Below are 22964 nucleotides of genomic sequence, written 5' to 3'. Positions count from 1 at the left end.
CCTTGATTCCGACCGGCTCAGGGGATCATGACCTGCCGAATGGCCTGCCCCTGTTCCAGCGCATCCATCAATATGTTGATGTCGGTCAGCTTGTTCACCGATGTTAGCAGCTTTTCCACTGGCATCCGCCCTTCTTTCCACAGCGCGATATAGCGCGGAATGTCGCGGGCGGGGATGGCCGAACCCATATAGCTGCCGATCAGCGTCTTGCCTTCCGCCACCAGTGAGATGGCAGGAATATCGAAGCGTTCTGCCGGGTTGGGCAATCCCACCGTGCAGACGCGTCCACCGCGACGGGCGGCCTGATAGGCGGTGGTCAGCACGGCGGCCCGGCCGACCGTTTCTAAGACGACGTCCGCGCCGCCGTCCGGGAATAGCGCCGGCAATGCCTTGGGCGCTTCGAGCGGAGAAAGGGCGATGGCGCCAAGGCCTGCCGCAATGTCGCGTTTCTCGGCAGAGGGGTCGATCGCAACCAGCGTCGACGTACCGATCGCGCGCGCTGCCAACAACGCGGAGAGGCCGACGCCCCCCAGGCCGTAGATGATAACGGTTTCGCCCGCCCGCACCGCAGCGGAATTGAAGACCGCGCCAGCCCCCGTCAACACCGCACAGCCGAACAGGGCGGCGATTTCGGGCGGCAGGTCGTGATCGACCTTCACCGCAGAGCGGCGATCCACCACGGCATGGCTGGCAAAGGCGGAAATGCCCAGATGATGGTGGACGTCGTGCGCGCCATCATGCAGGCGGCAACCGCCGTTCAACAGGCGGCCCTCCCCATTGGCGGCGGCACCGGCACCGCACATATAGGGTTCCCCGCCCTTGCAGCGCGAACATTCGCCGCATGCGGGCAGGAAGGCCAGAATGACGCGATCACCGACCGCGAATTCGGCGTCTTCGGGCGACCCCAGCGCTTCGACTATGCCAGTGGCTTCATGACCGAGCGCCATGGGCATGGGCCGCACCCGGTCGCCATTTACCACAGACAGATCGCTATGGCACAGGCTGGCCGCGTCGATCCGCACCAGCAGTTCGCCGGGGCGGGGCGGGTCCAGTTCCAGATCTGCGATCCGCAACGGCTGCGTCTCGTCATAGGGCAGGGCGTGACCGCCCGACTGGTCCAGAAGGGCGGCCTTGATGCGCATCAGTCTGCCTGTCCCCATTTGCGATCGAACGCCCAAACGTCTTCGAAGCCGATCATACTGCAAAATGTCTTGAAGTCGAAGACGGGTGGCTTGCTCGGTTCGCCGTCGCCCTTGTCACGCAGCTGAATGAGCGCGCTTTCCATCGCGGCCGCCGAAACCAGCGCCGTCAGTGAAGGATAGATGCCAAAGGCAAAACCTATTTCCGCCAGCACGCTGGCGTTGAGCGGCGGGGTCAAGCCGCCATTGGCGATGTTGACGAGAATGGGCAGGTCGAACGCAGCGCAGACGGTGCGCATCTCCTCCTCGCTCTGCAAGGCTTCGGGAAACAATATGTCGGCTCCCGCCTTGGCATAGGCCTCCAGCCGGCGCAGCGTGCCATCCAGTCCTTCCGACTGGCGCGCATCGGTGCGGGCGATGACCAGCATTTCCTCGCGCGCCTCCACCGCGACACGGATCTTGTCGGCCATATCCTTGGCAGCGACCACCCGCTTATAGGGGGTGTGGCCACATTTCTTGGGAAATTCCTGATCCTCGATCTGGATCGCGGACACGCCAGCCTGCTCATAGCCAAGCACGGTGTGGTGGACGTTGAGAAGGCCGCCATAGCCGGTATCGGCGTCGGCGATCAAAGCCGCCTTCGACGTGCGCTTCACGGTGGCCATGCGATCGACCATCTCGGAATAGCCCACGATCCCTGCATCAGGCAGGCCATAGGTGGAGGCGGTCAGCCAATAACCGGTGCCATAGACGATATCGAAGCCAACCCGGTCCGCCATTACGGCGGCGATCATGTCATGGACGCCGGGAACGACAAAAAACGTCTTTTCAGCGAGCCTGTCGCGCAGGCGAGTGTCGGTGGTCATGCTTGTTTTCCTTGCCAGAGCCAGGGGGCGGCGGCGCGCTGCGCCGTTTCGAAATGAAGGATATCGTCGGTATGCAGCGCCCGGATGCAGGCGATCTCGCTCCAGCCGTTGAGGAGCGCTTCACGGTTGCCTGCCGCTACATCGAACGTCAGTGGCCGCATGCCCTGAACGCTCAATTGCTGCCGTTCCAGATCGACGGCGAAGCTGTTTCCCGCGATGGCGCATTCGTGCAGCATAGTAACGGTCGCCAAGTTGAAGTGGATCGGCAGCATCCCGTTCTTGAAACAGTTGGAGTAAAAGATTTCGCCGAAACTTTCCGCGATGATCACTCGGATGCCAAGGCCATCGAGCGCCCAAGGGGCCTGTTCCCGGCTGGACCCGCAACCGAAATTGGGACCGGCGATCAGGAAAGGCGGTGCGCTGTCTTCATCAGGACGGATCGGGAAGCCGGGGGCGTCCCGCCGGTCATGGAAAGCGTAGCGGCCAAGGCCCTGCCTTTCCGTGATCAGCAGGAAACGGGCGGGGTAGATGATGTCGGTATCGACATCTGAATCCGGAAGGGACATGGCCTGTCCTTCGACCTTGTCGAGCGGTTTCATGCCGGCATCGTCCTTATGTCCATGATCCGGCCCGTAATCGCTGCGGCAGCGACCATGGCCGGGCTCATCAAGTGGGTGCGTGCGCCTGCACCCTGGCGGCCCTCGAAATTGCGGTTCGATGTGGACGCGCAGCGGGCGCCGTTCGGCAGGCGGTCGCCATTCATCGCGACGCACAGGGAACAACCTGGATCGCGCCATTCGAAACCGGCGGCCAGAAATATCTGGTCCAGGCCTTCGGATTCGGCCTGCCGCTTCACTGCGCCCGATCCGGGAACGACCAATGCGCGTACACCCGGTGCAACCTGCTTTCCCCGTGCGATAGCAGCCGCAGCGCGCAGATCCTCGATCCGGCCGTTCGTGCAACTGCCGATGAAGGCATGATCGATGGCAAGGCCTGCGATCGGCGTGCCAGCCTGCACGCCCATATAGTCCAGGGCGCGGCCGGCCGTTGTATCGGCGGGGACGATCTGGTCGATCGACAGCACCTGATCCGGACTGGTGCCGAACGTTACCTGCGGGGCGATGGCGGCGGCGTTGATCCGTATTTCGTGATCGAAACGCGCGCCTGCGTCGGACGGCAGGGTGCGCCAATAGGCAAGCGCTGCATCCGACATCGCGCCTTTAGGCGCGCGGGGGCGTCGTTGCACATAGGCGAAGGTGGTTTCATCAGGGGCCACAAGGCCGGTGCGCGAACCCGCCTCGATCGCCATATTGCAGAGCGTCATGCGCCCCTCCATCGACAGCGCCCGCACGGCGTCACCAGCAAATTCGATGGCGTGGCCGACGGCCCCCGCAGCGCCGATCCGACCGATCAGCGCCAGGGCCATGTCTTTCGCGGACACGCCCCGCTGCACGACGCCATCGAAGGTCACGCGCATGGATTTGGCACGGGTCTGCCATAGCGTCTGCGTGCCCATGACGATGCCGCATTCGCTGGCGCCGATGCCGAAGGCGAGCGCGCCAAATGCGCCATGGGTCGAACTATGGCTGTCGCCGCATACCAGCGTCACGCCTGGAAGGGTAAAGCCCTGTTCCGGGCTGATGACATGCACGATGCCCTGATCGTCCCCTGTCAGCGACAGATATTCGATGCCGAAATCTTCGCAGTTTTTCTCCAGCAGGCTCACCTGCGCGGCGGCGCGCGGATCTTCGATCGGTTGTCCGCGATCATGGGTGGGTACGCTATGATCCGCCACTGCCAGCTGGGTGTCCGGGCGGCGCACCGCAAGCCCCTCCTGCCGCAACATCTCGAAACTTTGCGGCGTGCTGACCTCATGCAGCAGATGGCGATCGACATAGAGCAGAGTTCGACCGCTGGTGTCGTTCAGGACGACATGCGCGTCCCATAGCTTATCGTAAAGTGTGCGTGGCATGATGGGCGATGCTATCGGCTGCGCGACCGACGGGAACAGTATCGGTCGCGCAGCTATCCGCTGTGCGGGCAAGCCATCGGGAGCGGGCGGTCAGGCCCGGCCGCCATCTCCACTCAGGTCGCTGGAGATCGCCGCCGCATAGCGTTTAAGCGTGGGCAGATACCGATCGAGCGCGGCATCCAGCTTCATGGCGTTGACGAAGAAGACCATTGTCATAGCCGCTTCGAACTCACCATCGTTGAAAATGGGGACGGCGATGGACGACGTCTTGCCGGGGGTGCGGTTATAATGGTTGCGGCCCTGAACGGCATAGCCGTCCCGGCGGATCTTTTCGACGTCCAGCCCGGCCTGCGCCGACCGCAGATAGTCCAGATCGACCTCGGGCATCTCGCTCATCCAGCCGAGCAGCATCTCGCGCTCCTCGTCCGCCGCGAAGGCCAGCGACAGCTTGCCCGATGCGCTGTCCAGGATCGGCAGGGTGAAGCCTGGATAGTAGTTTTCGAACGTCAGCGCGGTGCTGCTATGCGTGCTGTCGCGCAGCATCATGCGGCGGCCGACGCGAATCGCGATCGAAATCGGCCAGCCGACTTCGCGGGTAAGGTCCATGATGTGCGGGCGGGCGCAGCTGACGAGTTTGTCGCGATGCTGAAACCCGTGGGAAAGCGTCTGCACCAGCGCCGTGGCCCGATAACGCTTGCGCGACGGTTCCTGCTCGATCAGGCCTTCATACAGAAGCGTCTGCACGATACGACATGCGGTGGGATAGGGTACGCGCGACGCGCGTGAGATTTCCATCATGCTGAGCGACCCTTTTTCGTTGATCGCTTTCAACGCGGCGATCGAACGACTGATGGACCGGATGGGAACGCCTTTTTCCATATGCGACTCCTTCATGACGCTTTCATGTCCGACAGGTGACCATGCAATTCTCGCAACGCGGATATAAAAGCATAATCTATCCGCCTGCCGGATAAAATGGAGATTTCATCGTTCGGCATTGCTGATCATTGATGAATGTTCGTCAATCAGGTCGCGATGCCGTGCATCGCCATGAGTATTGAGGAATTGCATATGGTTCAGATCAACCGCCCCGACCTTCGCCCCGAAACGCGTGCTTTTCTCGATCGGCGGGCGCAGGGGCAGGGCTTGTTGATCGATGGGCAGTGGAGCGAGGCCGCCGAAACGCTGCCGACCGTGGACCCGGCCACGAACGGGACGATCGGCCTGATCGCAGACGCGTCTGCAAGCGATGTCGATGACGCCGTGCAGGCCGCCAGGCGAGCGTTGCCGGTATGGCGGAGGATGACGCCGGCACAGCGGGCGGGCATCCTGTGGAAGATCGCCGACCTGATGGAAGCGCGGATCGACGATCTGGCGGAACTGGAAACGCTTGATCAGGGCAAGCCGCTGTTCGTGGGACGCTGGGCCGAAATCCCCGGCGCCATCGGCCAGTTTCGTTTCTTCGCCGGCCAGTCGATGATGATCGAAGGCAATATGATCGACAGCTCGATCAACTATCAGCCCGAAGGCAAGCAGGTGCGCAGCTGGACCGTGCGGGAACCCGTCGGCGTCGTGGCGGCCATCGTGCCCTGGAATTCTCCGCTGGTCCTGACCGCGATGAAGCTGGCGCCGGCACTCGCGGCCGGCTGCACGATCGTGCTGAAGCCTGCCGAAGATACGACGCTGTCCGCGCTGTTGCTGGGCGAAATCATGATGGAGGCGGGGTTGCCGGCTGGCGTGCTCAACATCGTCACTGGCGCGGGCGCGACCGCAGGCGCTGCACTGGCCAGTCATCCGGGCGTGGCGAAGATCGCCTTCACCGGTTCCACTGCCACGGGCCGGGCGATCATGGATGCGGCCAAGACGGACTTCAAACGCATGACGCTGGAGCTGGGCGGCAAATCGCCTGCTATCGTCATGCCTGACGCTGATCTGGAGCTAGCCATTCCGGGCGTCGCCAACGCGATCTTCTTCAACGCGGGGCAGGTGTGCATCGCGGGATCGCGCCTGTATGTCCACCGTTCGATCCACGATCAGGTGGTGGAAGGCGTGGTGCGTTACGGGCAGGGACTGGCGATGGGCCACGGCCTTGACCCTGTAACGCAGATGGGGCCGCTGGTGTCGTCCCGCCACGCCGACCGCGTCGCGCGCTTTGTCGATGGCGCACGCAAGGACGGCGCCAGCATATTGTCCGGGGGCGAATTGCTGGGCAATGCGGGCACCTTCATGGCGCCGACGGTCGTCACGGATGTGCGACCGGACATGGAGATCGTGCAGGAGGAAGTGTTCGGACCGGTCGTGGTCGCCCAGCCATTCGACGATGTCGAGGATGTGATCGCGGCGGCCAACGACAGCCAATATGGTTTGGCAGCGAGCGTATGGACGGAATCGCTATCCACGGCGCATCGCATGAGCAGCGCGATCGAGGCGGGCACCGTATGGATCAACTGTCATGCCATGTATGACGCTTCGCTTCCTATCGGCGGGGTCAAGCGGTCGGGATGGGGCCGGGATAGCGGCAAGCAGGCGCTTGATTCCTATCTGGAATGGAAAACGGTCTGCGCGGTCCTGTAACCGCCTGATCATCGGTCCTTATCTGCCCGCCATGTCCGACATGGCGGGTTTCTTTTTGGGCTGACCCGCACGGCATGACCGCTGCGCGAGCAAACACGCCGCCAATCTGTTCAGCCCCCGGCACTTTCGGTGAGGATCGGATCAACGGCAATCGACCGCGCACGTCCCATGCGCCGTCGTTCCGCCGCACCGTACGAGCATAATCGCGGGCATGGCCCGCCATCAGGAGCAATTGCATGGCCTATCGCTTGGGCGTCGATGTTGGCGGCACGTTCACCGACCTTTTGCTGTTCGATCAGGGCAGTGGCGCATTCTGGCGGCACAAGACGCCGTCGACGCCACATGACAGTTCCGAAGGGATATTGAATGGTGTCGAGGCGATCTGCGGCAAGGCCGGGATCACGCCTGCCGACATCGAATATTTCCTGCATGGCACCACCGTCGCGACCAACGCGGTGCTGGAAGGAAAGGGCGCCCGTGTGGGCCTGATCGTGACGGAGGGCTACCGCCAGATCATGCAGATCGCACGCAGTTTCGTGCCGGGCGGTCTGGCGGGCTGGATCGTGTGGCCCAAGCCGGAACCGCTCGCGACGCTGGAAGACACGTTCGAGATCAATGGGCGCATGACCGCGCAGGGGCAGGAACTGCGTCCGATCGATGAGGACGATATTCGCGCGCAGCTGAAGAAGCTGAAGGCGCAGGGAGTCGAGGCGCTGACCGTGTCCTTGATGAACGCCTATCTGAATGGCGCGCATGAACAGCGCGTGGGCGAACTGGCGGCGGAAATCCTGCCCGACGTCCCGGTGTCGCTCAGCCATGTCGTCCTGCCGGAAATGCAGGAATATGAGCGGACGTTGACCACCGTCGCCAATGCTGCCGTGCGCCCGGTGGTGGGCCGCTATGTCCGCAACCTGCGATCCAGGCTGCGCGACGCGGGCATGGCGGGCAAGCTGTCGCTGCTGCGGTCGGACGGTGGCCTCATGACATCCGAAAAGTCCGAAGAGCATCCGGTGTCGCTGTTGATGTCCGGGCCGGCGGGCGGTGTCACCGGCGCGATCTGGGTGGGTAAGAATGCGGGCATCAGGAATATCCTGACGCTGGACGTCGGCGGCACCTCCACCGACGTGGCGCTGATCGAAAATCTCGAAGCACGGCGCGTGCGCACGACCGAAGTCGGCCATCTTGCCGTGCGTGCTTCTGCGCTGGACGTCAAGACGGTGGGCGCGGGTGGCGGTTCCATCGCCTATGTGCCCGAACTGACCAGGGCGCTGCGTGTCGGACCTCAGTCGGCCGGCGCCGTGCCGGGGCCGGTCGCCTATGGCAAGGGCGGCACCCTGCCGACCGTGACCGACGCCAATGTCGTGCTGGGCTATCTACCCGAAGCGCTGCTGGGCGGTACGTTCAACCTGGATCGCGAAGGATCGATCAAGGCGGTGCAGACCATTGCGGACGCGCTGGGCATCGACCTCTATGCGGCGGCACGGGGCATCATCGATATCGTGAACGAGAATATGTTCGGTGCGCTGCGCATGATCTCCGTCCAGCAGGGCTATGATCCGCGCGACTTCGCGCTGATGGGCTTTGGCGGGGCGGGCCCGATCCATGTCAATGCCGTCGCCCGCCTGATGGGCAGCTGGCCTGCGGTGTCGCCGGTATCGCCGGGCGTGCTGTGTGCGCTTGGCGATGCGACGACGCGCATGCGCACCGAAACGGCGCGCTCCTTTTCCACGCTGGCGTCCAAGACCAGCGCCGAAGCGCTGGCCGACGTGATGCGCGAAATGGATGCGCAGATCCGGGGCGAGCTGGAGCAGGAAGGTGTCGCGGCCGCTGATATCAGCGTCGGCTTCGAAGTGGACATCCGCTATTCGGGGCAGGCTTTTGAAGTGCCGATGGACGTTACGCTGGACGAACTTGGGGACAAGGGCCTGATCGGCCTCACCAACCGGTTCGATGAGGAACATCACCGCCTCTTCACGTTCAACATGGATAGCGAACATGAAATCGTGAACCTGCGTGCGGTCGCGATGGGCCAGTCGCTCGACCTGCCCGCGGCCCCGTTGCAGGAGGGCAATGGCGACCCGGTCGAAGCCAAGGTTCGCGATCACCAACTCTATATGAATGGTCGCATGCAGCCTGCTATCATTTACGACCGCGCGAAGCTGAAGGCGAAGGACGTCATTCAGGGACCGGCGATCGTCCTGGAAATGGACTCGACCACGCTGATCGAATCCGACTGCATCGGCACGCTCGATGCTGTCGGCAACATCCTCATCACCCTGGCCTGACAGGAGCGCAGAACATGACCGCACGGATCATCCAGAGCAACGAAGCGCCCTTCGAAAAGAAGGCCATCGACCCGGTTACGCTCGACATCATCGAAAACGCCCTGCGCAACGCCCGTGTCGAGATGGATGCGACGCTGGTGCGCACCGCCATGTCGCCGGGCATTCGCGAACAGGGCGACGCCTTCCCACTGATCGCGGACCATAAGGGCCGCATGATCGTGGGCCAGTTCGGCTCCTATATCGGGCCGTTCCTCGACGGCTATGCCGGCACGGTGGAGGAGGGCGACCTTATCATGTTGTCCGACCCCTATTCGGTCGGCGGCGCGGTGAGCCATTGCAACGACTGGCTGGTTTTGCTGCCGGTGTTCAAGGACGGTCGCCTGATCGCCTATACGTCGATGTTCGGGCATCAATCCGACATTGGCGGCATGGTCGCAGGGTCCATGCCGATCGACGCCACCTCCATTTTTCAGGAGGGCGTGCGCATTCCACCGATCAAGATTTACAAGCAGGGCGTCTACAATGAGGACGTCATCCGCCTGATCATGCATCAGGTCCGCACGCCCGACTGGTGCAAGGCGGACCTAAATGCGCTGATCGCATCCTGCCGGGTCGCGTCGCGCCGCATCGTGGAGATGGCCGAGCGCTTTGGCGACGATGTGTTCGTGTCCGCCTGCGAAGAGCTGCTGGCACGTAATCACAAGGCAATGAAGCAACTGATCGACACGGCGATCAGCGAAGAGAAAGTGAGTTTCGAAGATTATATCTGCGACGACGGTCTAGGCTATGGCCCGTACAGGATCAAATGCACCATGTGGCGCGAAGATGGCCGGGTCGTGCTCGATTTCGACGGCACCGATCCGCAGAGTCAGGCGTCCATCAATTTTTTCCTGAACGAAAACATGATGCGCATGTTCTTCGGCATCTACATGATCATGATCTTCGATCCGCAGATCCTATTCAACGATGGTTATTATGACCTGATCGACGTGCGTATTCCCGAAGGGTCGCTGCTCAAGCCGAAATTCCCGGCGGCGCTGTCGGGGCGGACCCACGCGCTGGGCCGTATGTTCGACATATTGGGTGGCCTGCTGGGCCAGAAGACGCCTGAATTTCTCACCGCCGCAGGCTTCTCCTCCAGCCCGCATCTTTTCTACTCGGGGTTCGACAAGGCGGGCGAATATTTCCAACTGTTCCAGATCGGTTTTGGCGGGATACCGGGGCGTCCGCTGGGTGACGGGCCGGATGGCCACTCGCTCTTCCCCAACTTCACCAACGTGCCCAACGAATTTCTGGAGCGCTACTTCCCGCTGGTGATCGAACGTTACGAGACGGTGGCCGATTCGGGCGGCGCGGGGCTGCATCGTGGCGGCAACGGCATCATCATGTCCTACCGTTTTTTGGAAGCGGGCAAGATCGCTATCCATGACGACCGCTGGTTCGTGCCGCCATGGGGCGTGAATGGCGGCGCTCCGGGTGCTCGTGCGCGCAAGATCCTGGAAAAGCCAGATGGGTCGCAGACGATCGTGGGGAACAAGATCGAGGATCTGGCGGTGGAGGCCAATGACGTCCTGCACTTCATCACATGGGGCGGCGGCGGCTGGGGCGATCCGTTGGACCGCGATCCCGCACTGGTCGCCAAAGAAATCGTGCAGGGGCTGGTCACGGTCGAGGGGGCGAAGGCTTATGGCGTGGTGATCGGGGCTGACGGTCACGTCGATGACGCCGCGACGCAGGCGCTGCGTACCAAAGCGAGGGCGGAGCGTGGCGCCGTGCAGGTGTTCGACTTCGGTCCCGACATCGCGACCTTGCGCGCGCAGTGCGAAGCCGAAACCGGCCTTCCCGCGCCAAAGCAGCCGCGCTGGCAGGCTGCGCTGGAGGCGGCGGAATGAGCGCGGAGCTTAAGGATAATTATGCCGGGGCGTTCGATGGGGCGCTCCCCTTCGGCAAGCGCCCCGCGTTGCTGATCGTCGATGTGGTGGTGGCCTATCTGACGCCGGGTTCGGTGCTTTACGATCCGGCGTTCGAAGTGGCGCTCGCCGCCAACGAACGGCTGGTGGGGTCGGCGCGCGCTGTTGCCTTGCCGGTCATTTTTACGAATGTCGTCTATCAGCCGGGTGGGGCCGATGGCGGGCTATTCTATGCCAAAGTGCCTGCCCTTGCCGCTTTCCAGCGCGGATCGGCCATGGGGGCGTTTCCCGACACGCTCCAGCCGCTGCCCGATGACACGATCGTATCGAAACAATATGCGTCAGCGTTTTTCGGGACGTCTCTGGCCTCCACGCTGACGGCCCAGGGGATCGACACGCTGCTCATCACTGGCTTTTCGACATCCGGTTGCGTGCGGGCGACGGCGCTCGATGCCTTGCAGAACGGCTTTCGGCCCTTCGTCGTGCGCGAGGCATGCGGCGATCGTCATCCCGGACCGCATGAGGCCAACCTGTTCGACCTTCAGGCGAAATATGCCGAAGTCATATCCGAAGCGCGCGCAATCGACATGATCGGCTGCGCATAGGCAGAAGCTTGAGGATTGCCGGACAAAAAAAGGGGGCGCGGATCATGATCCGCGCCCCCTTTTTTGCATAGCGCGTCACAGCCGCGTCGTGACGGCTTTCGTTTCCAGAAAGGCGTCCAGCCCGTCTTTACCGAATTCGCGGCCCCAGCCCGACTGGCCATAGCCGCCGAACGGAACGTTCGTGCCGACCGCGCCGTGGGTGTTGATGGATACGTGGCCCGAACGGATGCGGGCGACCAGACGGTGCGCGGTGGACAGGTCGCGCGTCCAGACGCTGCCCGACAGACCATAGATGCTGTCATTGGCCAGCTCTGCAATCGCATCCAGATCCATCGTATCGAACTTGCGGACGGCCATGACCGGGCCGAAAATTTCCTCGCGCTCGATCGCCATGTCGCCGCGCGTGTCGGCGAATATGGTGGGCTGCACGAACCAGCCGGGCCGGTCTACTTTGGCGCCGCCACAGACGAGCCGTGCGCCCTCTTGCTTCGCCTTTTCGATATGGCCCAGAACCTTGTTCATATGCCCTTGCGAAATCAGCGGTCCTTGATGGGTGTCGGGTGACAGGCCATGACCCAGCGTCATATATTGCGAGAAGGTCGCCAACCCTTCGATCAGCCGGTCGTGAATATCGGCATGGGCAAAGATGCGGGTGCCGGCCATGCAATTCTGTCCCTGAAGGAAGAAGGTGGCCAGCGCGACGCCCGGTACCGCTTGATCCAGATCGGCGTCGGGCATCACGACGACGGGGGATTTGCCGCCCAGTTCCAGCGACACTTTCTTGAGGTTGCCCAGAGCGGCCTGAACGATTCGGCGACCAGTGGCCGTCGATCCGGTGAAGCTGATCTTGTCCACTAGCGGATGTTCGGCCAACGGTGCGCCGACCGCCGGGCCGAAACCGTTCACGATATTGACGACGCCCGCCGGGAAACCCGCGTCCAGCACCATTTGTCCCAGCGCCAGTAACGACAACGGCGTTTCTTCCGACGGCTTGACCACGGCGGTGCATCCTGCGGCGAGCGCGGGGGCCAGCTTCAAAATGGCTGTCGACAAGGGGACGTTCCACGGAACGATCAGGCCGACGACGCCCACGGGTTCGCGCAACGTATAGGTCAGCGCTTCGCCCATATCGGCGATATGCCGGGGCGGCGGCATGGTAACGCCCTCGATGCGCAGGATGGCGCCCGCATAATAATCGACCATCTCCACACAATTATCGACCGTTAAGCGGGCGATATTGATCGGCATGCCATTGTCGATGACGTCCAGTTCCGTCAGCAGATCGGCATTATCTTCCATGATCCGTGCCAGACGGAAGAGCAGGGCAGATCGCTTCGCCGCAGTAAAGCGTGACCAGGGCAGAAAGGCGCGCGCGGCGGCGCGCACCGCGTCATCCATGTCGCCAGCATCGCCGACCTGGAACCGCGCCAGTTCGATGCCTGTGGCGGGGTCGCTGGTAACATGGCTTGCGCCGGCTCTGGCATCCACCCAGGCGCCGTCGATGAACAGCCGATGGGGGCCATGCAGAAACGCACGTGTGGCGTCGGATATTGCGTGGCCGTCAAAGGGGCTGGGAGCGATCATATGGCGACAGTCCTGCAGTCATAAGTGAAGAGGCCAAGCGATTCTTCATCGCGCAATGTGGCAAGGCCGAACGTGTCGCTGTCCTGTCCCTGCATACGGTCTGCATTGGCGTTTGATTCCGCCTGGATGAAGCTGGTGCGTTCATGTCTGGCGGCGACATAACGGCGCAGGCCTTGGGCGACGGTGTCGCTGGCTTCCAGTGCGCGCGATAGCACGACCGCGTCCTCCAGCGCACAGGCCGCGCCATGGCCTAGAAACGGGGTCATGGCATGGGCGGCATCGCCCAGCAGCGTCACGCGATCTTCGACCACCCAGTCGGTCAGCGGACCACGCGCATTGATCGCCCATTTGAACAGACGACCGCGTCCGGCAGCGGCGATCATCGCCTGCACCTCTTCGCACCAGCCTTCGTAGGTGGCAGTCAGATCGGAAACATCGGCAGGGATCGTCCAGCCTTCGTCCGTCCATCCATCCTGCCGGGCGAAGAAGACGAGGTTGAGCAGAGTGCCGCCGCGCACCGGATAGCGCGTGATCATGCGGCCCGCGCCGATATGAATGCCGGGATATTCCGCGAGCGGGATCATGTCCCCTTCCGCTGGCACCAGCGCGCGCCAGGCGACATGGCCGGTAAAATGCGGAGGCGTGGTTTCGAAACGGCTACGAATGACGGATTTCACGCCGTCGGCGCCGACGATGACATCGGCTTCCAGACGGCGACCATCATGCAAGATGACGCTATTGCCTTCGCTATCGGTGACCGCTGCATCCTGAAGCAATATAACGCCAGCAGCCTGCGCTGCCTTCATCAGTTCGGCATGCAGGTCGGCTCGGTGGATGGTCACATAGGGTGCGCCATATTTCGCGCGTTGATCGGCGCGTTCGACGGGGCGCAGAATCCGTCCGTCCTGCCAATGCTGGATACGCTGGCGCGTTGGTTCGATACCGGCGCGGGCCACATCCTCGCAAATGCCGATATGGTCCAGCGCCTTCATGGCGTTGGGCGACAGGGTTACACCGGCGCCAATCTCGCCAAATTGCGGCGCCGCTTCCAGCAGCGTAACGGCCATGCCGGCCTGCGCCATCGCAACGGCAGCGGTCATTCCGCCGATACCGCCACCTACAACTATGATTTTCGTACTCGGTCCCATGGATACTCCAAGACTGGTCGACACGCCTTTAGCCCGGTTTTGACGCGCCGCAAAAGCCGCGCGAGGCCTGCTGCCCGACTATCCGTGCAGCGGTCATCCCCCGCTCACACCAATTGCTGATCGGCTGGCGGATAATCGTGCCGCCAGGGTCCAGCCGCTTTCGCAAGCGGTTAGTCCAGAGGGTGAGGACATGTGGATGCCGGTGCATTCACTGATACGAGGGGCAGCCCGTGACGATAGCCAGCGCACCACATATTCACGGCCGCGATGTCCTAGCCTTCCGCCGCAAATTCGGTATTTTGGGTCCATCGACCAATACGGTGGTCCAGCCCGATTTCGACGACATGCGCCCATGGGGCGTCACCAACCACTATAGCCGGATCGTCGTTGATAATCCCAGCGCCGTGTCGAACGAGACGTTCATGGCCGGCGTGGCGGACATCGACGGCAATACGGCCGCGGCGGTGCGTGGCGTGATGACGTGCCAGCCGGACTATCTGGTCATGGGCATGTCGGCCGTAACCTTTTTCGGCGGCGCGGAAGGCGCGCGTAAATGGCGCGAATCGATCGAAGCACTGTCGGGCCTGGGCGTCACGACGGGGGCGGAGGCGGTGGTCGCCGCGCTTCAGACCTATGGCAACGTAAAGCGCGTTGCATTTTTTTCGCCCTATTATCCTGCCGCCAACGATCAGGTGCGGCGCTTTCTGGCGGACCATGGCTATGACACGGTGCGGGATGCGGCATTGCAATGCCCGTCCTGGCTGGCGATCGCGGAACAAACGCCGCAAACATTGCGCGATACGATGAAGACGCTGGATGGCGACGATGTCGATGCGATCATTCAGGTCGGCACCAATGTCTCGAACATCCGCCTCGCCGCCGCCGCCGAATTGTGGCTGGGCAAGCCGGTGATCGCGATCAACACCGCCACTTACTGGCACGCCCTGCGCGCGAACGGCATCCCGGATCGGATGCCCGGTTTTGGCCGATTGCTCGCAGAGTTTTGATCGCCCGACGCTCAACGCATCGGCCGGAATGATCGCGCAGCGGTCAAGCGGCGAAGCTTCCTAGAGCCTCTTCCTACCCGTCCCTAGTCTCGCTTCCAATCTATCAGGGGATCATAATCGCATGTCCGCTCACCCAAAGAGGGTTCAGGTCGTCATCGCCGGTGCGGGGCCAGTCGGCTGCGTAGCTGCCACTTACCTCGCGCAGCAGGGCATCGATGTTATGCTCGCCGAAACCGGGCCGGACGCGGCACAGGATCTGCGTGCCTCGACTTTTCATCCGCCGACGCTCGAAATGCTCGATACGCTGGGCATCAGCGACTATTTGATGGAAACCGGGCTAAACGCGCCCGTCTATTGCTGGCGCGACCGCAAGACTGGTGAAGTCCTGTCATTCGACTTGAGCGAGATCAGCGATGTCACGCGCTTTCCGTTCCGTATCCAGTGCGAGCAATATTATCTTGCCCGCAAGCTGGCCGAACGGTTGCAGGAAATGCCCAACGCGCAGGTGATGTACGGCCATCGCGTTATCCATTTCGAACAGGATAATGACGGGGTCACCGTTTCGCTCGAACATATGACCGGCATCAGCCAAGTCCGCGCGGACTATCTGATCGGGGCGGACGGTGCCAACTCGCTGGTCCGCAAGTGGCTGGACATCGAGTTTGACGGTTTTACCTACCCCGAACATTTCCTGTGCCTGAGCACGAAGCAGCCGATCCACGACGAAATCCCCAACCTGTCGCACGTCAACTATGTCTCCGATCCCGACGAATGGCTGGTGCTGTTGCGCGTCCCATCGGTATGGCGGGTTCTGGTTCCGGCGGGACTGGACGAAGACCCGGCCTGGCTGACGTCGGATGCCAAGAAGAACCAGGTGTTCGGTGGACTGCTGGCCGACGGCGAAGCCGTTCAGACCGAACATCGCACCCTGTATCGCGTCCATCAGCGCGTCGCGAAGAGCTTCCACGTCAATCGCGTGCTGCTGATGGGCGATTCGGCGCATCTCAATAATCCGCTGGGCGGGTTCGGCATGAATAGCGGCATTCACGACGCCTTTAACGGCTGCGAGAAGCTGGTGAAGATATTGCGCGGCGAAGGCAGCCCGGACCTGCTCCAGCTCTACGACCGCCAGCGTCGTACCGTGACTCATGCCTTTACCCAGCAGCAGACGATCGAGAATATGGCGATCATGCGCGGCGGCCAGAGCGAGGCGCATCAGCGTCGGCAGGACGCGATGCAGGCGCTGGCCAATGATCCGGGTCGTCGTCGCGCCTATCTGCTGAAACAGGCGATGTTCAGCAGCCTTGCCGACGCCGCTGCCATCACTTGATAGCAGGGGTATGATCCGGCCGGATCATGCCCGGAACCAGAGATCGTCAATGGTGGGAATGTCGGTTCCGGCAAGCATGGGGGCGCCATTTCCGCCCTCATCTTGAAAAGGAATGCGAAGGCCCATGGCACGACAGTTGTTGAAACAGCACGCCTATATCGACGGCCAATGGGTCGGGGCCGATGGCGGCGGCATGGTGGCGGTGACGGACCCGGCAACGGGAGAGATCATTGCCCATGTGCCGGACATGGGTGCCGCCGAAACGGCGCGCGCGATCGCGGCGAGCAGGCGTGCGATGGGGCCATGGGCGAAGCGCCCGGCAGCCGAGCGCGCGCGTATCCTGCGACGCTTCCATGATCTGATGCTGGAAGAACGCGATGCACTGGCCCGCCTGCTGACCCGCGAGCAGGGCAAGCCCCTGCGCGAGGCGATGGGCGAGATCGGCTATGCGGCGTCGTTCCTGGAATGGTTCGCCGAAGAAGCCAGGCGCGTTTATGGCGAGGTCATTCCAGGTCATGCCGCCAACAAGCGGATCGTGGTGCTGCGCCAGCCCATCGGTGTCGTCGGCGCGATTACGCCTTGGAATTTCCCCAGTGCGATGATCACGCGCAAGATTGCGCCCGCCCTGGCGGCCGGATGCGCCGTCGTGTTGAAGCCCGCACCCCAGACGCCTCTGTCCGCGCTGGCGCTGGCTGCGCTGGCTGCGCTGGCGGAGGAGGCCGGACTGCCCGCTGGCTTGCTCAATATCGTGACTGGCGACGCGCTAGCGATCGGTGGCGAACTGACGGGCAATACTGACGTGCGCAAGATCAGCTTCACCGGATCGACCGCCGTGGGGCGCGCGCTGATGCGCCAGTCGGCGGACAGCGTGAAGAAAATGAGCTTGGAGTTGGGCGGAAATGCGCCGTTCATCGTGTTCGACGATGCGGATCTGGACGCTGCGGTAGAGGGCGCTATCCAGTCCAAATTCCGCAACAGCGGCCAGACCTGCGTTTGCACCAATCGCTTTTATGCGCAGGCGGGCATTCACGACCGGTTCGTGGCGGCGTTGGCGCGTCGTACCGCCGCCTTGCGACTGGGATCGGGACTGGACGATGCTACCGACCTTGGGCCGCTGATCGACGCGGCGGCCATGGCGAAGGTGCAGGCGCATGTCGATGACGCACGGGCCAAGGGCGGGACCGTGCTGACCGGGGGCAATCCCGATGCGCAGGGCGGCACCTTCTTCCAACCCACGGTCATCGCGGGCGTCACCGGTGACATGCTGGTGACGCGGGAGGAAACCTTCGGTCCTCTCGCCGCAGTCATGCGGTTCGAGACGGAGGAAGAGGTCGTCGCCCTCGCCAACGACAGCGAGTTCGGGCTGGCGGCCTATGTCTACACTAACGATCTGTCACGGACCTGGCGGGTGGCCGAGGCGCTGGAAACGGGGATGGTCGGGATCAATAGCGGCCTGATCTCTACCGAGGTGGCACCCTTTGGCGGTGTCAAACAATCGGGGCTCGGCCGCGAAGGCAGCCGTCACGGCATAGAGGATTATGTCGAGCTGAAATATCTCTGCATGCAGGTCTGATCATGATGCGCCGGAGGTAGCGCCTTTGCGCAGCCTCCGGCGTCCTGTCCTCAAATCTGGAGAAATGGATCGCTGGTATCGTTCAGCGGCTCGCACCCATCTTCGGTAATCAGCCACAAATCCTCCAGATGGACATTGCCCGCGCCATCCGAGATCAGGGCGGGACAGTCGATGCTGAGGATCATGTCCTTTTCGATCAGATGATCGTCCTTCACGAAATGGAGCGCGTCGTCCTTGTAGGCCTCGTCCGTGTGGAAGAGGCCGACGCTGTGCGCGGTGCAGGGTACGATCACGTCATACCCCGCATCGCGAATGGCATCCTTGCCGATTTTCGCGACTTCCGAATAGCGAAGACCGGGCTTCAAGATTTTGGTGATTGCCTCATTCGCGACGATCGAGGCGTCGAGTGTGCGGCGGATGACGGGGTCTGGTTCCCCCACAAAAACGGTGCGGCCATAATCGCCATGATAGCCGGCATAGCTGCTGACGGCATCAATCTGGAAGGATCGTCCTTCGCGGATCACGCCGTCGCGCTGGCGGATCGAGGGGCTGTCGGTGGAAATGAAGAGGGCGGTGCCCCCGCGCTTGCCGGTTTCGGCGAAGAAAGCGCGGCGCAGGTCTTCGTAGCGGTCGCCCGGTTTCATGGACAGGATACAGGCGCGCGCGACTTCCGCATTGGTGCGCGCGGCATAGCGCATCAGCGCGATCTCCTCGCTCGATTTGATCATCCGTATCCGGCGGAGCAAGGGGTCGGCCGGGCGGTAGGTGAATGTGTAGCCCAGATAGGCTTCCACCAACAGCGAATCCGAACCGATCAGGCCTTTGGCGCCGGCTTCTTCCAGCGCGCCTCTCAGGGCCGCCAGCGCCGATGGAAAGGCCGGGCGTTGCTCCAGCTGTGTCAATGTGGCCTCACGCGTGATGCGGTCCCACGGATCGGGCCGGCCATCTGGCATTTCAGGCAGGAACAAGGGTGCGCTGGCCGCGCCTTCCATGCCGAACGGAGCGGTATAGAGAAAGAATTGCAACGGGCTTTCCGCCGGGGCATCGTCCAGATCGTAGAGATAGTGGAGAAACTGGCTGGTGATGAGCGCCACCGGTCGGCGCCGATCGGCAGGCACGACCGCCATGGCCGCACCCATCTGACCCATCGCCACGGTTTGGGGCCAATAGCCGGTCGCCTGATAGATGCTGGTCGGATCGGTCAGGACCATCGCGTCCACGCCAAATGCCTCCAGCACCGACTGCGTGCGATCACGGTTGATGAGGGGGCGTGGCAGGCTCATGTCGATACTCCTTGCGCGTCTGTAGCGGCTTGGTGGGTGCCAGCTTTGAACGGGGCTGCGCTATCGCTCCATAAAACTCTTCGCCATGCGGCCAAGGACCGGCTTGCGCGATCCTGTCCGACTGGCGGCCAGATTCCATCGGGGCCTACCGGGCGACGGGCGTCCGCGCATCTTCCCTTATCCGCAATCCGCGTCGATATGTTCGCGTCGCACAGCCTGTGCCAAATGCGGTAACGAGATCGAAAAGGAATTTATAGACCATGTTCAGTCGTCGTGATTTTGCCGTGAGCATCGGGTTGAGCGGCGCAGGCGCAATGGTCGCTGCCGGTTCGAGCGGCAGCGCTGCGCAGCCAGCACCCGCCGTCATGCCGCCCAAGGGACCATGGAACAGCGTTGCGCAATTGCCGCGCGCGGGCGGCGTGCTGAACTATGCCACGCTCGGGCCGCAGGATGGCGGCGGCAAGCCGCCGATCGTGCTGCTGCACAAGCTGGGTGGCTGGCTGTCGGACTGGCGTTTCGTGGCGCCTGCGCTGGCGCAAGGTCGACGGGTCATTGCTTTCGACCTTCCGGGGCATGGCGGGTCGCGCTGGAACGGTCCTGCACCCTATATCCAGTCGCTGGGCGAAACGGCGGCGTTGCTGGTCGGCGCATTTGACGAATTGGGACTGGAGCAGGTGGACCTGATCGGTACGTCGCTCGGCGGGTGCCTGTCGGTGCCGCTCGCGGCTTTCTGGCCTGAGAGGGTGCGGCGTCTGGCGCTCGTATCCTGCGCGCTGGGCGGCAAAAAGACGCTCGCGGAGATACACGAGGCGGTCGATGTGAAGCAGAAACCTCTGTTCGACGCAAAGGGCCTGCCCGTGCCGACCAAGCCGGAACTGCTCACGCAGATTTTCGGCATCGTGAATCCCGACCGGATCAATGAAGACGGCATTGCCAGTCGCAAGGCGGCCGGGCATTGGATCCAGCCGTCCGAACGGGGCGTGGCGATCACGGAGATCAAAGGGACGCTCAAGCGCGTCGAAGCGCCTACGCTTCTGCTCTATGGCCAGTTCGACAAGGCCTATGTGAAGTTCAGCGCGGATGCCAAGGCAGCGCTCAAGACATCGCAGATTGCCTTCGTTCCCAATTCGGGCGCTTTTGTGATGCAGGATAATCCCCTTGCGACGGCTGACATTCTGAGCCGCTTCGTCAACGAGGGATGAGTATTGCCCTCCCGCGCAATGATGCGTCTGCATCATCGCGCGGGAGGGTGTCGCAGTTAGCGCGGATGTGTTTTGCGGAACGCCTTGCTGCGCTGCACCGCGTTACGCTGGATATCGGCCCAGAACAGCCCGATGTCATGATAATGCAGGCTGCCATTGGGCAGAGGCTTAAGGTTCAGGTCGGGTGCCGGATCCACCACGAGCAAGCCATTCTCGCACCGCGCGGAGACGGAATGTGGGCGCAGCTTTTGCATCGGTCCGAAACCGGGATCTCCGGGAGCCGCTCCGCTGCTGGCGCGACGAGGCGCAGCGGGCTTTGCCTGATCGAAAGTCAACGGATTGACGCACAGCAGTGCCTTGCCGGGGGCATCGCCATAGCGATCGGTGAAGGCGGTTTCCAGCAGGGCGGCAAATTTGCCCTTGTCCGCCATGCCGGGCAATATGCTGTTCCATCCGACGACACAGCCCGTTTGCGCAGGTGTCTCGCACGAACGAACCGTCTTGTAAGTGCGCCCGAAATCGCCCTGTGACAGGCCGATACCCACGACATAGGCCGCGACCATCCGGCCCGCCAGCACTGTGCCGTCGATCCTTTCCTCGATCAGCCGCGCGGCATGGACCGCGCCCTGACTATGGCCGACCAGCATGAATGGCCGCCCGCCATTGTCATGCGCCATATATTCGTCAAAGGCGCCCAGCACGTCGCCATAGGCCAGCGCGAAGGCGGCCTTGCGGATGACCGGATCGGGAAAGGCGCCGGCCGTCGATTGACGGTAGCGCGGCGCGAAGATGCGGCAACAGGCGTCGAATGCGCTCGCCTGCCGCGCTACGACGCTTTCGTCGGTCCAACGGTTGACCTGCGCATCGGCCACATCCTGATTCCACCGGTCGACCGATCGGTCCGTGGTGGGATGAATGTAGAAGACATCTACATCCTTACCCCGGATCGGCTGTGCGGCCGGTCGTTTAGCCCAACTGGCAGACAGGCTATAGTCGAGGGGCGGCGGCGCCACATGCTGCGATGTCGATGCCGGCGCGCCGGCACCGATCGTGCCGGTCGCCAGCAGCATGGCCAGCGCTACGCCTGCTCCCCGCACCGTCACGCCCAGATGGTCGGTTCGCGGCCCAGCGTCGGGTCAGCGACGAAGGCATTTGCAGGCTTTTCCAGGCCCAGATTCTCGCGCAGGGTCGCCCCTTCATAGTCTGTGCGGAACAGGCCACGCTTTTGCAGGATCGGGATGACCTGATCCACGAAATCCTCAAGGCCGCCCGGCAGGTAGTTGGGTGAGAGCGAGAAGCCGTCCGCGCCCCCTTCACGAAACCAGTTTTCCAGCAGGTCGGCAATCTGTTCGGGCGTACCCGATCGCGAGAAGCTGGCGCGCGACACGACCACGCGGCGGGCAAGCTGGCCGATGGTCAGATCCTCGTCGCGGGCCATTTTGATGATTTGCTGCTGTACCCACTGGCCGCCATTGGTGAGTGCAATGTCGGGCAGCCTGTCATTGGGCGAGCAGGTGGACAGGTCGGTCCCCAACTGAAGCTGAAGCGTGCGCAGCGCCAGTGCTTCGGGCACCAAATCCAGCAGTTCCGCGTCGGCGCGCTTGGCTTCGGCTTCGGTTGCGCGGACCATGAGCTGGACCGATGGGATGACCAGCAGCTTTGCGGGATCGCGGCCAAAATCCGCCGCCCGCTGCTTCATGTCGGTATAGAAAGTCTTGGCGGCGTCGAGCGAGTTGGCGGCGGTGAAGATCATGTCCGCCGTACGCGCGGCCAGATCGCGCCCCGGTCCCGATCCGCCGGCCTGCACGATGATCGGGTGTCCCTGCGGCGGACGGCCGATGTTGAGCGGCCCGGCGACCTTGAAATGCTGGCCCTGATGGTCGAGTTGATGAACGCGCGCCGGGTCGAAATAGCGCGCCGATGCCTGATCGCGGATGACCGCGCCATCTTCCCAGCTGTCCCACAGGTTGCGGACGACATCGACAAATTCTTCGGCGCGGGCATAGCGCGCGTCATGATCCATGTTGAGGTCGCGGCCGAAATTGCGCGCTTCGCTGTCGCTGGCGGATGTGACGACGTTCCAGCCCGCGCGACCGCCCGAAATATGGTCGATCGACGCAAAGCGCCGAGCGATCGCATAGGGTTCGTTATAGGTGGTCGATGCGGTAGCGACCAGGCCGATATGCCGGGTGACGGTGGCCAGAGCGGCGAGCAGCGTCGTGGGTTCCAGCTTGCCGGCATAGTCAGTCGCAGAAAAGGCGTCCTTCCCCGAAATATGCGGATAGCCCTGCGAATCGCCGGAGAAATAGACGTGCATCTTGCCGCGCTCCGCGGTCTGCGCGATCCGGGCATAATGCTGAAAATCATGCTGATCGACCGACGCTGCACCCGGATAGCGCCAGCCGCCCGGATGCGCGCCGCTATTGTGGATGAAGGTGGCGAGGATCATGCGACGATCGGGAAGGCTCATGGGATGCTCCTGGGAG

At 62.8% G+C, this 22964-nt stretch carries 18 protein-coding genes; 8 read left to right on the top strand and 10 right to left on the bottom strand.

What is annotated here, in order from left to right:
* Positions 1 to 17: 17 nt before the first annotated feature.
* The 5 genes from BMX92_RS18965 to BMX92_RS18945 all read right to left on the bottom strand — a co-directional run bounded on the left by BMX92_RS18965 (position 18) and on the right by BMX92_RS18945 (position 4856).
* Positions 18 to 1142, bottom strand: a complete 1125-nt coding sequence (locus BMX92_RS18965; protein WP_093019388.1) for an alcohol dehydrogenase catalytic domain-containing protein — start codon at positions 1140 to 1142, stop codon at positions 18 to 20.
* Positions 1142 to 2005 (bottom strand): isocitrate lyase/PEP mutase family protein, encoded by an 864-nt coding sequence (locus tag BMX92_RS18960; protein ID WP_093019386.1) that lies wholly within the window; start codon positions 2003 to 2005, stop codon positions 1142 to 1144. Before BMX92_RS18960 ends, BMX92_RS18965 begins: the two co-directional genes overlap by 1 nt.
* Positions 2002 to 2604: a 3-isopropylmalate dehydratase small subunit gene (gene leuD, locus BMX92_RS18955; protein ID WP_093019384.1), complete on the bottom strand. Its 603-nt coding sequence runs from the start codon at positions 2602 to 2604 to the stop codon at positions 2002 to 2004. Before leuD ends, BMX92_RS18960 begins: the two co-directional genes overlap by 4 nt.
* Positions 2601 to 3977, bottom strand: coding sequence for a 3-isopropylmalate dehydratase large subunit (leuC, locus tag BMX92_RS18950; RefSeq protein WP_093019382.1), 1377 nt, complete (start codon positions 3975 to 3977; stop codon positions 2601 to 2603). Before leuC ends, leuD begins: the two co-directional genes overlap by 4 nt.
* A 90-nt stretch (positions 3978 to 4067) precedes the next feature.
* On the bottom strand, positions 4068 to 4856 hold the full coding sequence (locus BMX92_RS18945; protein WP_093019432.1) for an IclR family transcriptional regulator domain-containing protein: 789 nt from the start codon (positions 4854 to 4856) through the stop codon (positions 4068 to 4070).
* A gap of 192 nt (positions 4857 to 5048) precedes the next feature.
* Between BMX92_RS18945 and BMX92_RS18940 the strand changes: the two genes are divergently transcribed.
* The 4 genes from BMX92_RS18940 to BMX92_RS18925 all read left to right on the top strand — a co-directional run bounded on the left by BMX92_RS18940 (position 5049) and on the right by BMX92_RS18925 (position 11351).
* Positions 5049 to 6551 (top strand): aldehyde dehydrogenase family protein, encoded by a 1503-nt coding sequence (locus BMX92_RS18940; RefSeq protein WP_093019430.1) that lies wholly within the window; start codon positions 5049 to 5051, stop codon positions 6549 to 6551.
* A 236-nt stretch (positions 6552 to 6787) separates the two neighbouring features.
* Positions 6788 to 8836, top strand: a complete 2049-nt coding sequence (locus BMX92_RS18935) for a hydantoinase/oxoprolinase family protein (protein WP_093019380.1) — start codon at positions 6788 to 6790, stop codon at positions 8834 to 8836.
* Between the two features lie 14 nt (positions 8837 to 8850).
* Complete coding sequence (locus BMX92_RS18930; protein WP_093019378.1) at positions 8851 to 10728, top strand: hydantoinase B/oxoprolinase family protein; 1878 nt, start codon at positions 8851 to 8853, stop codon at positions 10726 to 10728.
* Entirely contained in the window at positions 10725 to 11351 is a 627-nt protein-coding gene (locus tag BMX92_RS18925; RefSeq protein WP_093019376.1) for an isochorismatase family protein, read from the top strand. The genes BMX92_RS18930 and BMX92_RS18925 overlap by 4 nt, the downstream gene beginning before the upstream one ends.
* 75 nt (positions 11352 to 11426) lie before the next feature.
* Here the strand turns inward: BMX92_RS18925 and BMX92_RS18920 are convergent, their stop codons facing one another.
* Together BMX92_RS18920 and BMX92_RS18915 are read right to left on the bottom strand one after the other, a co-directional pair.
* The gene (locus BMX92_RS18920; RefSeq protein ID WP_093019374.1) at positions 11427 to 12935 is read right to left on the bottom strand and encodes an aldehyde dehydrogenase family protein; all 1509 of its coding nucleotides are present in this window, start codon (positions 12933 to 12935) and stop codon (positions 11427 to 11429) included.
* Positions 12932 to 14083 (bottom strand): FAD-dependent monooxygenase, encoded by a 1152-nt coding sequence (locus BMX92_RS18915; protein WP_093019372.1) that lies wholly within the window; start codon positions 14081 to 14083, stop codon positions 12932 to 12934. The genes BMX92_RS18920 and BMX92_RS18915 overlap by 4 nt, the downstream gene beginning before the upstream one ends.
* A 230-nt stretch (positions 14084 to 14313) precedes the next feature.
* On the opposite strand from BMX92_RS18915, the gene BMX92_RS18910 reads away from it, so the two are divergent.
* From BMX92_RS18910 to BMX92_RS18900, 3 genes are all read left to right on the top strand, one after another.
* Entirely contained in the window at positions 14314 to 15090 is a 777-nt protein-coding gene (locus tag BMX92_RS18910) for a maleate cis-trans isomerase family protein (protein WP_256213507.1), read from the top strand.
* 121 nt (positions 15091 to 15211) lie between these two features.
* Positions 15212 to 16420, top strand: a complete 1209-nt coding sequence (locus tag BMX92_RS18905; RefSeq protein ID WP_093019370.1) for an FAD-dependent oxidoreductase — start codon at positions 15212 to 15214, stop codon at positions 16418 to 16420.
* Positions 16421 to 16544: 124 nt separating this feature from the next.
* Positions 16545 to 17993, top strand: a complete 1449-nt coding sequence (locus BMX92_RS18900) for an NAD-dependent succinate-semialdehyde dehydrogenase (protein WP_093019368.1) — start codon at positions 16545 to 16547, stop codon at positions 17991 to 17993.
* Positions 17994 to 18043: 50 nt separating this feature from the next.
* Here BMX92_RS18900 and BMX92_RS18895 read toward each other — a convergent pair whose 3' ends face one another.
* Positions 18044 to 19276: a M24 family metallopeptidase gene (locus tag BMX92_RS18895; RefSeq protein WP_093019366.1), complete on the bottom strand. Its 1233-nt coding sequence runs from the start codon at positions 19274 to 19276 to the stop codon at positions 18044 to 18046.
* Between the two features lie 260 nt (positions 19277 to 19536).
* Between BMX92_RS18895 and BMX92_RS18890 the strand changes: the two genes are divergently transcribed.
* Entirely contained in the window at positions 19537 to 20478 is a 942-nt protein-coding gene (locus tag BMX92_RS18890) for an alpha/beta fold hydrolase (protein ID WP_093019364.1), read from the top strand.
* Between the two features lie 56 nt (positions 20479 to 20534).
* Here the strand turns inward: BMX92_RS18890 and BMX92_RS18885 are convergent, their stop codons facing one another.
* Both BMX92_RS18885 and BMX92_RS18880 read right to left on the bottom strand, forming a co-directional pair.
* Complete coding sequence (locus tag BMX92_RS18885) at positions 20535 to 21581, bottom strand: DUF3089 domain-containing protein (RefSeq protein ID WP_093019363.1); 1047 nt, start codon at positions 21579 to 21581, stop codon at positions 20535 to 20537.
* Positions 21578 to 22948, bottom strand: a complete 1371-nt coding sequence (locus BMX92_RS18880) for an LLM class flavin-dependent oxidoreductase (protein ID WP_093019361.1) — start codon at positions 22946 to 22948, stop codon at positions 21578 to 21580. Before BMX92_RS18880 ends, BMX92_RS18885 begins: the two co-directional genes overlap by 4 nt.
* Positions 22949 to 22964: the final 16 nt, after the last annotated feature.

The organism is Sphingobium sp. YR768 (genome assembly GCF_900111125.1).
Taxonomy (GTDB): Bacteria; Pseudomonadota; Alphaproteobacteria; order Sphingomonadales; family Sphingomonadaceae; genus Sphingobium.
The sequence above is the reverse complement of the archived record's forward strand: the minus strand, read 5'-3'. Positions and strand labels throughout refer to the sequence as shown.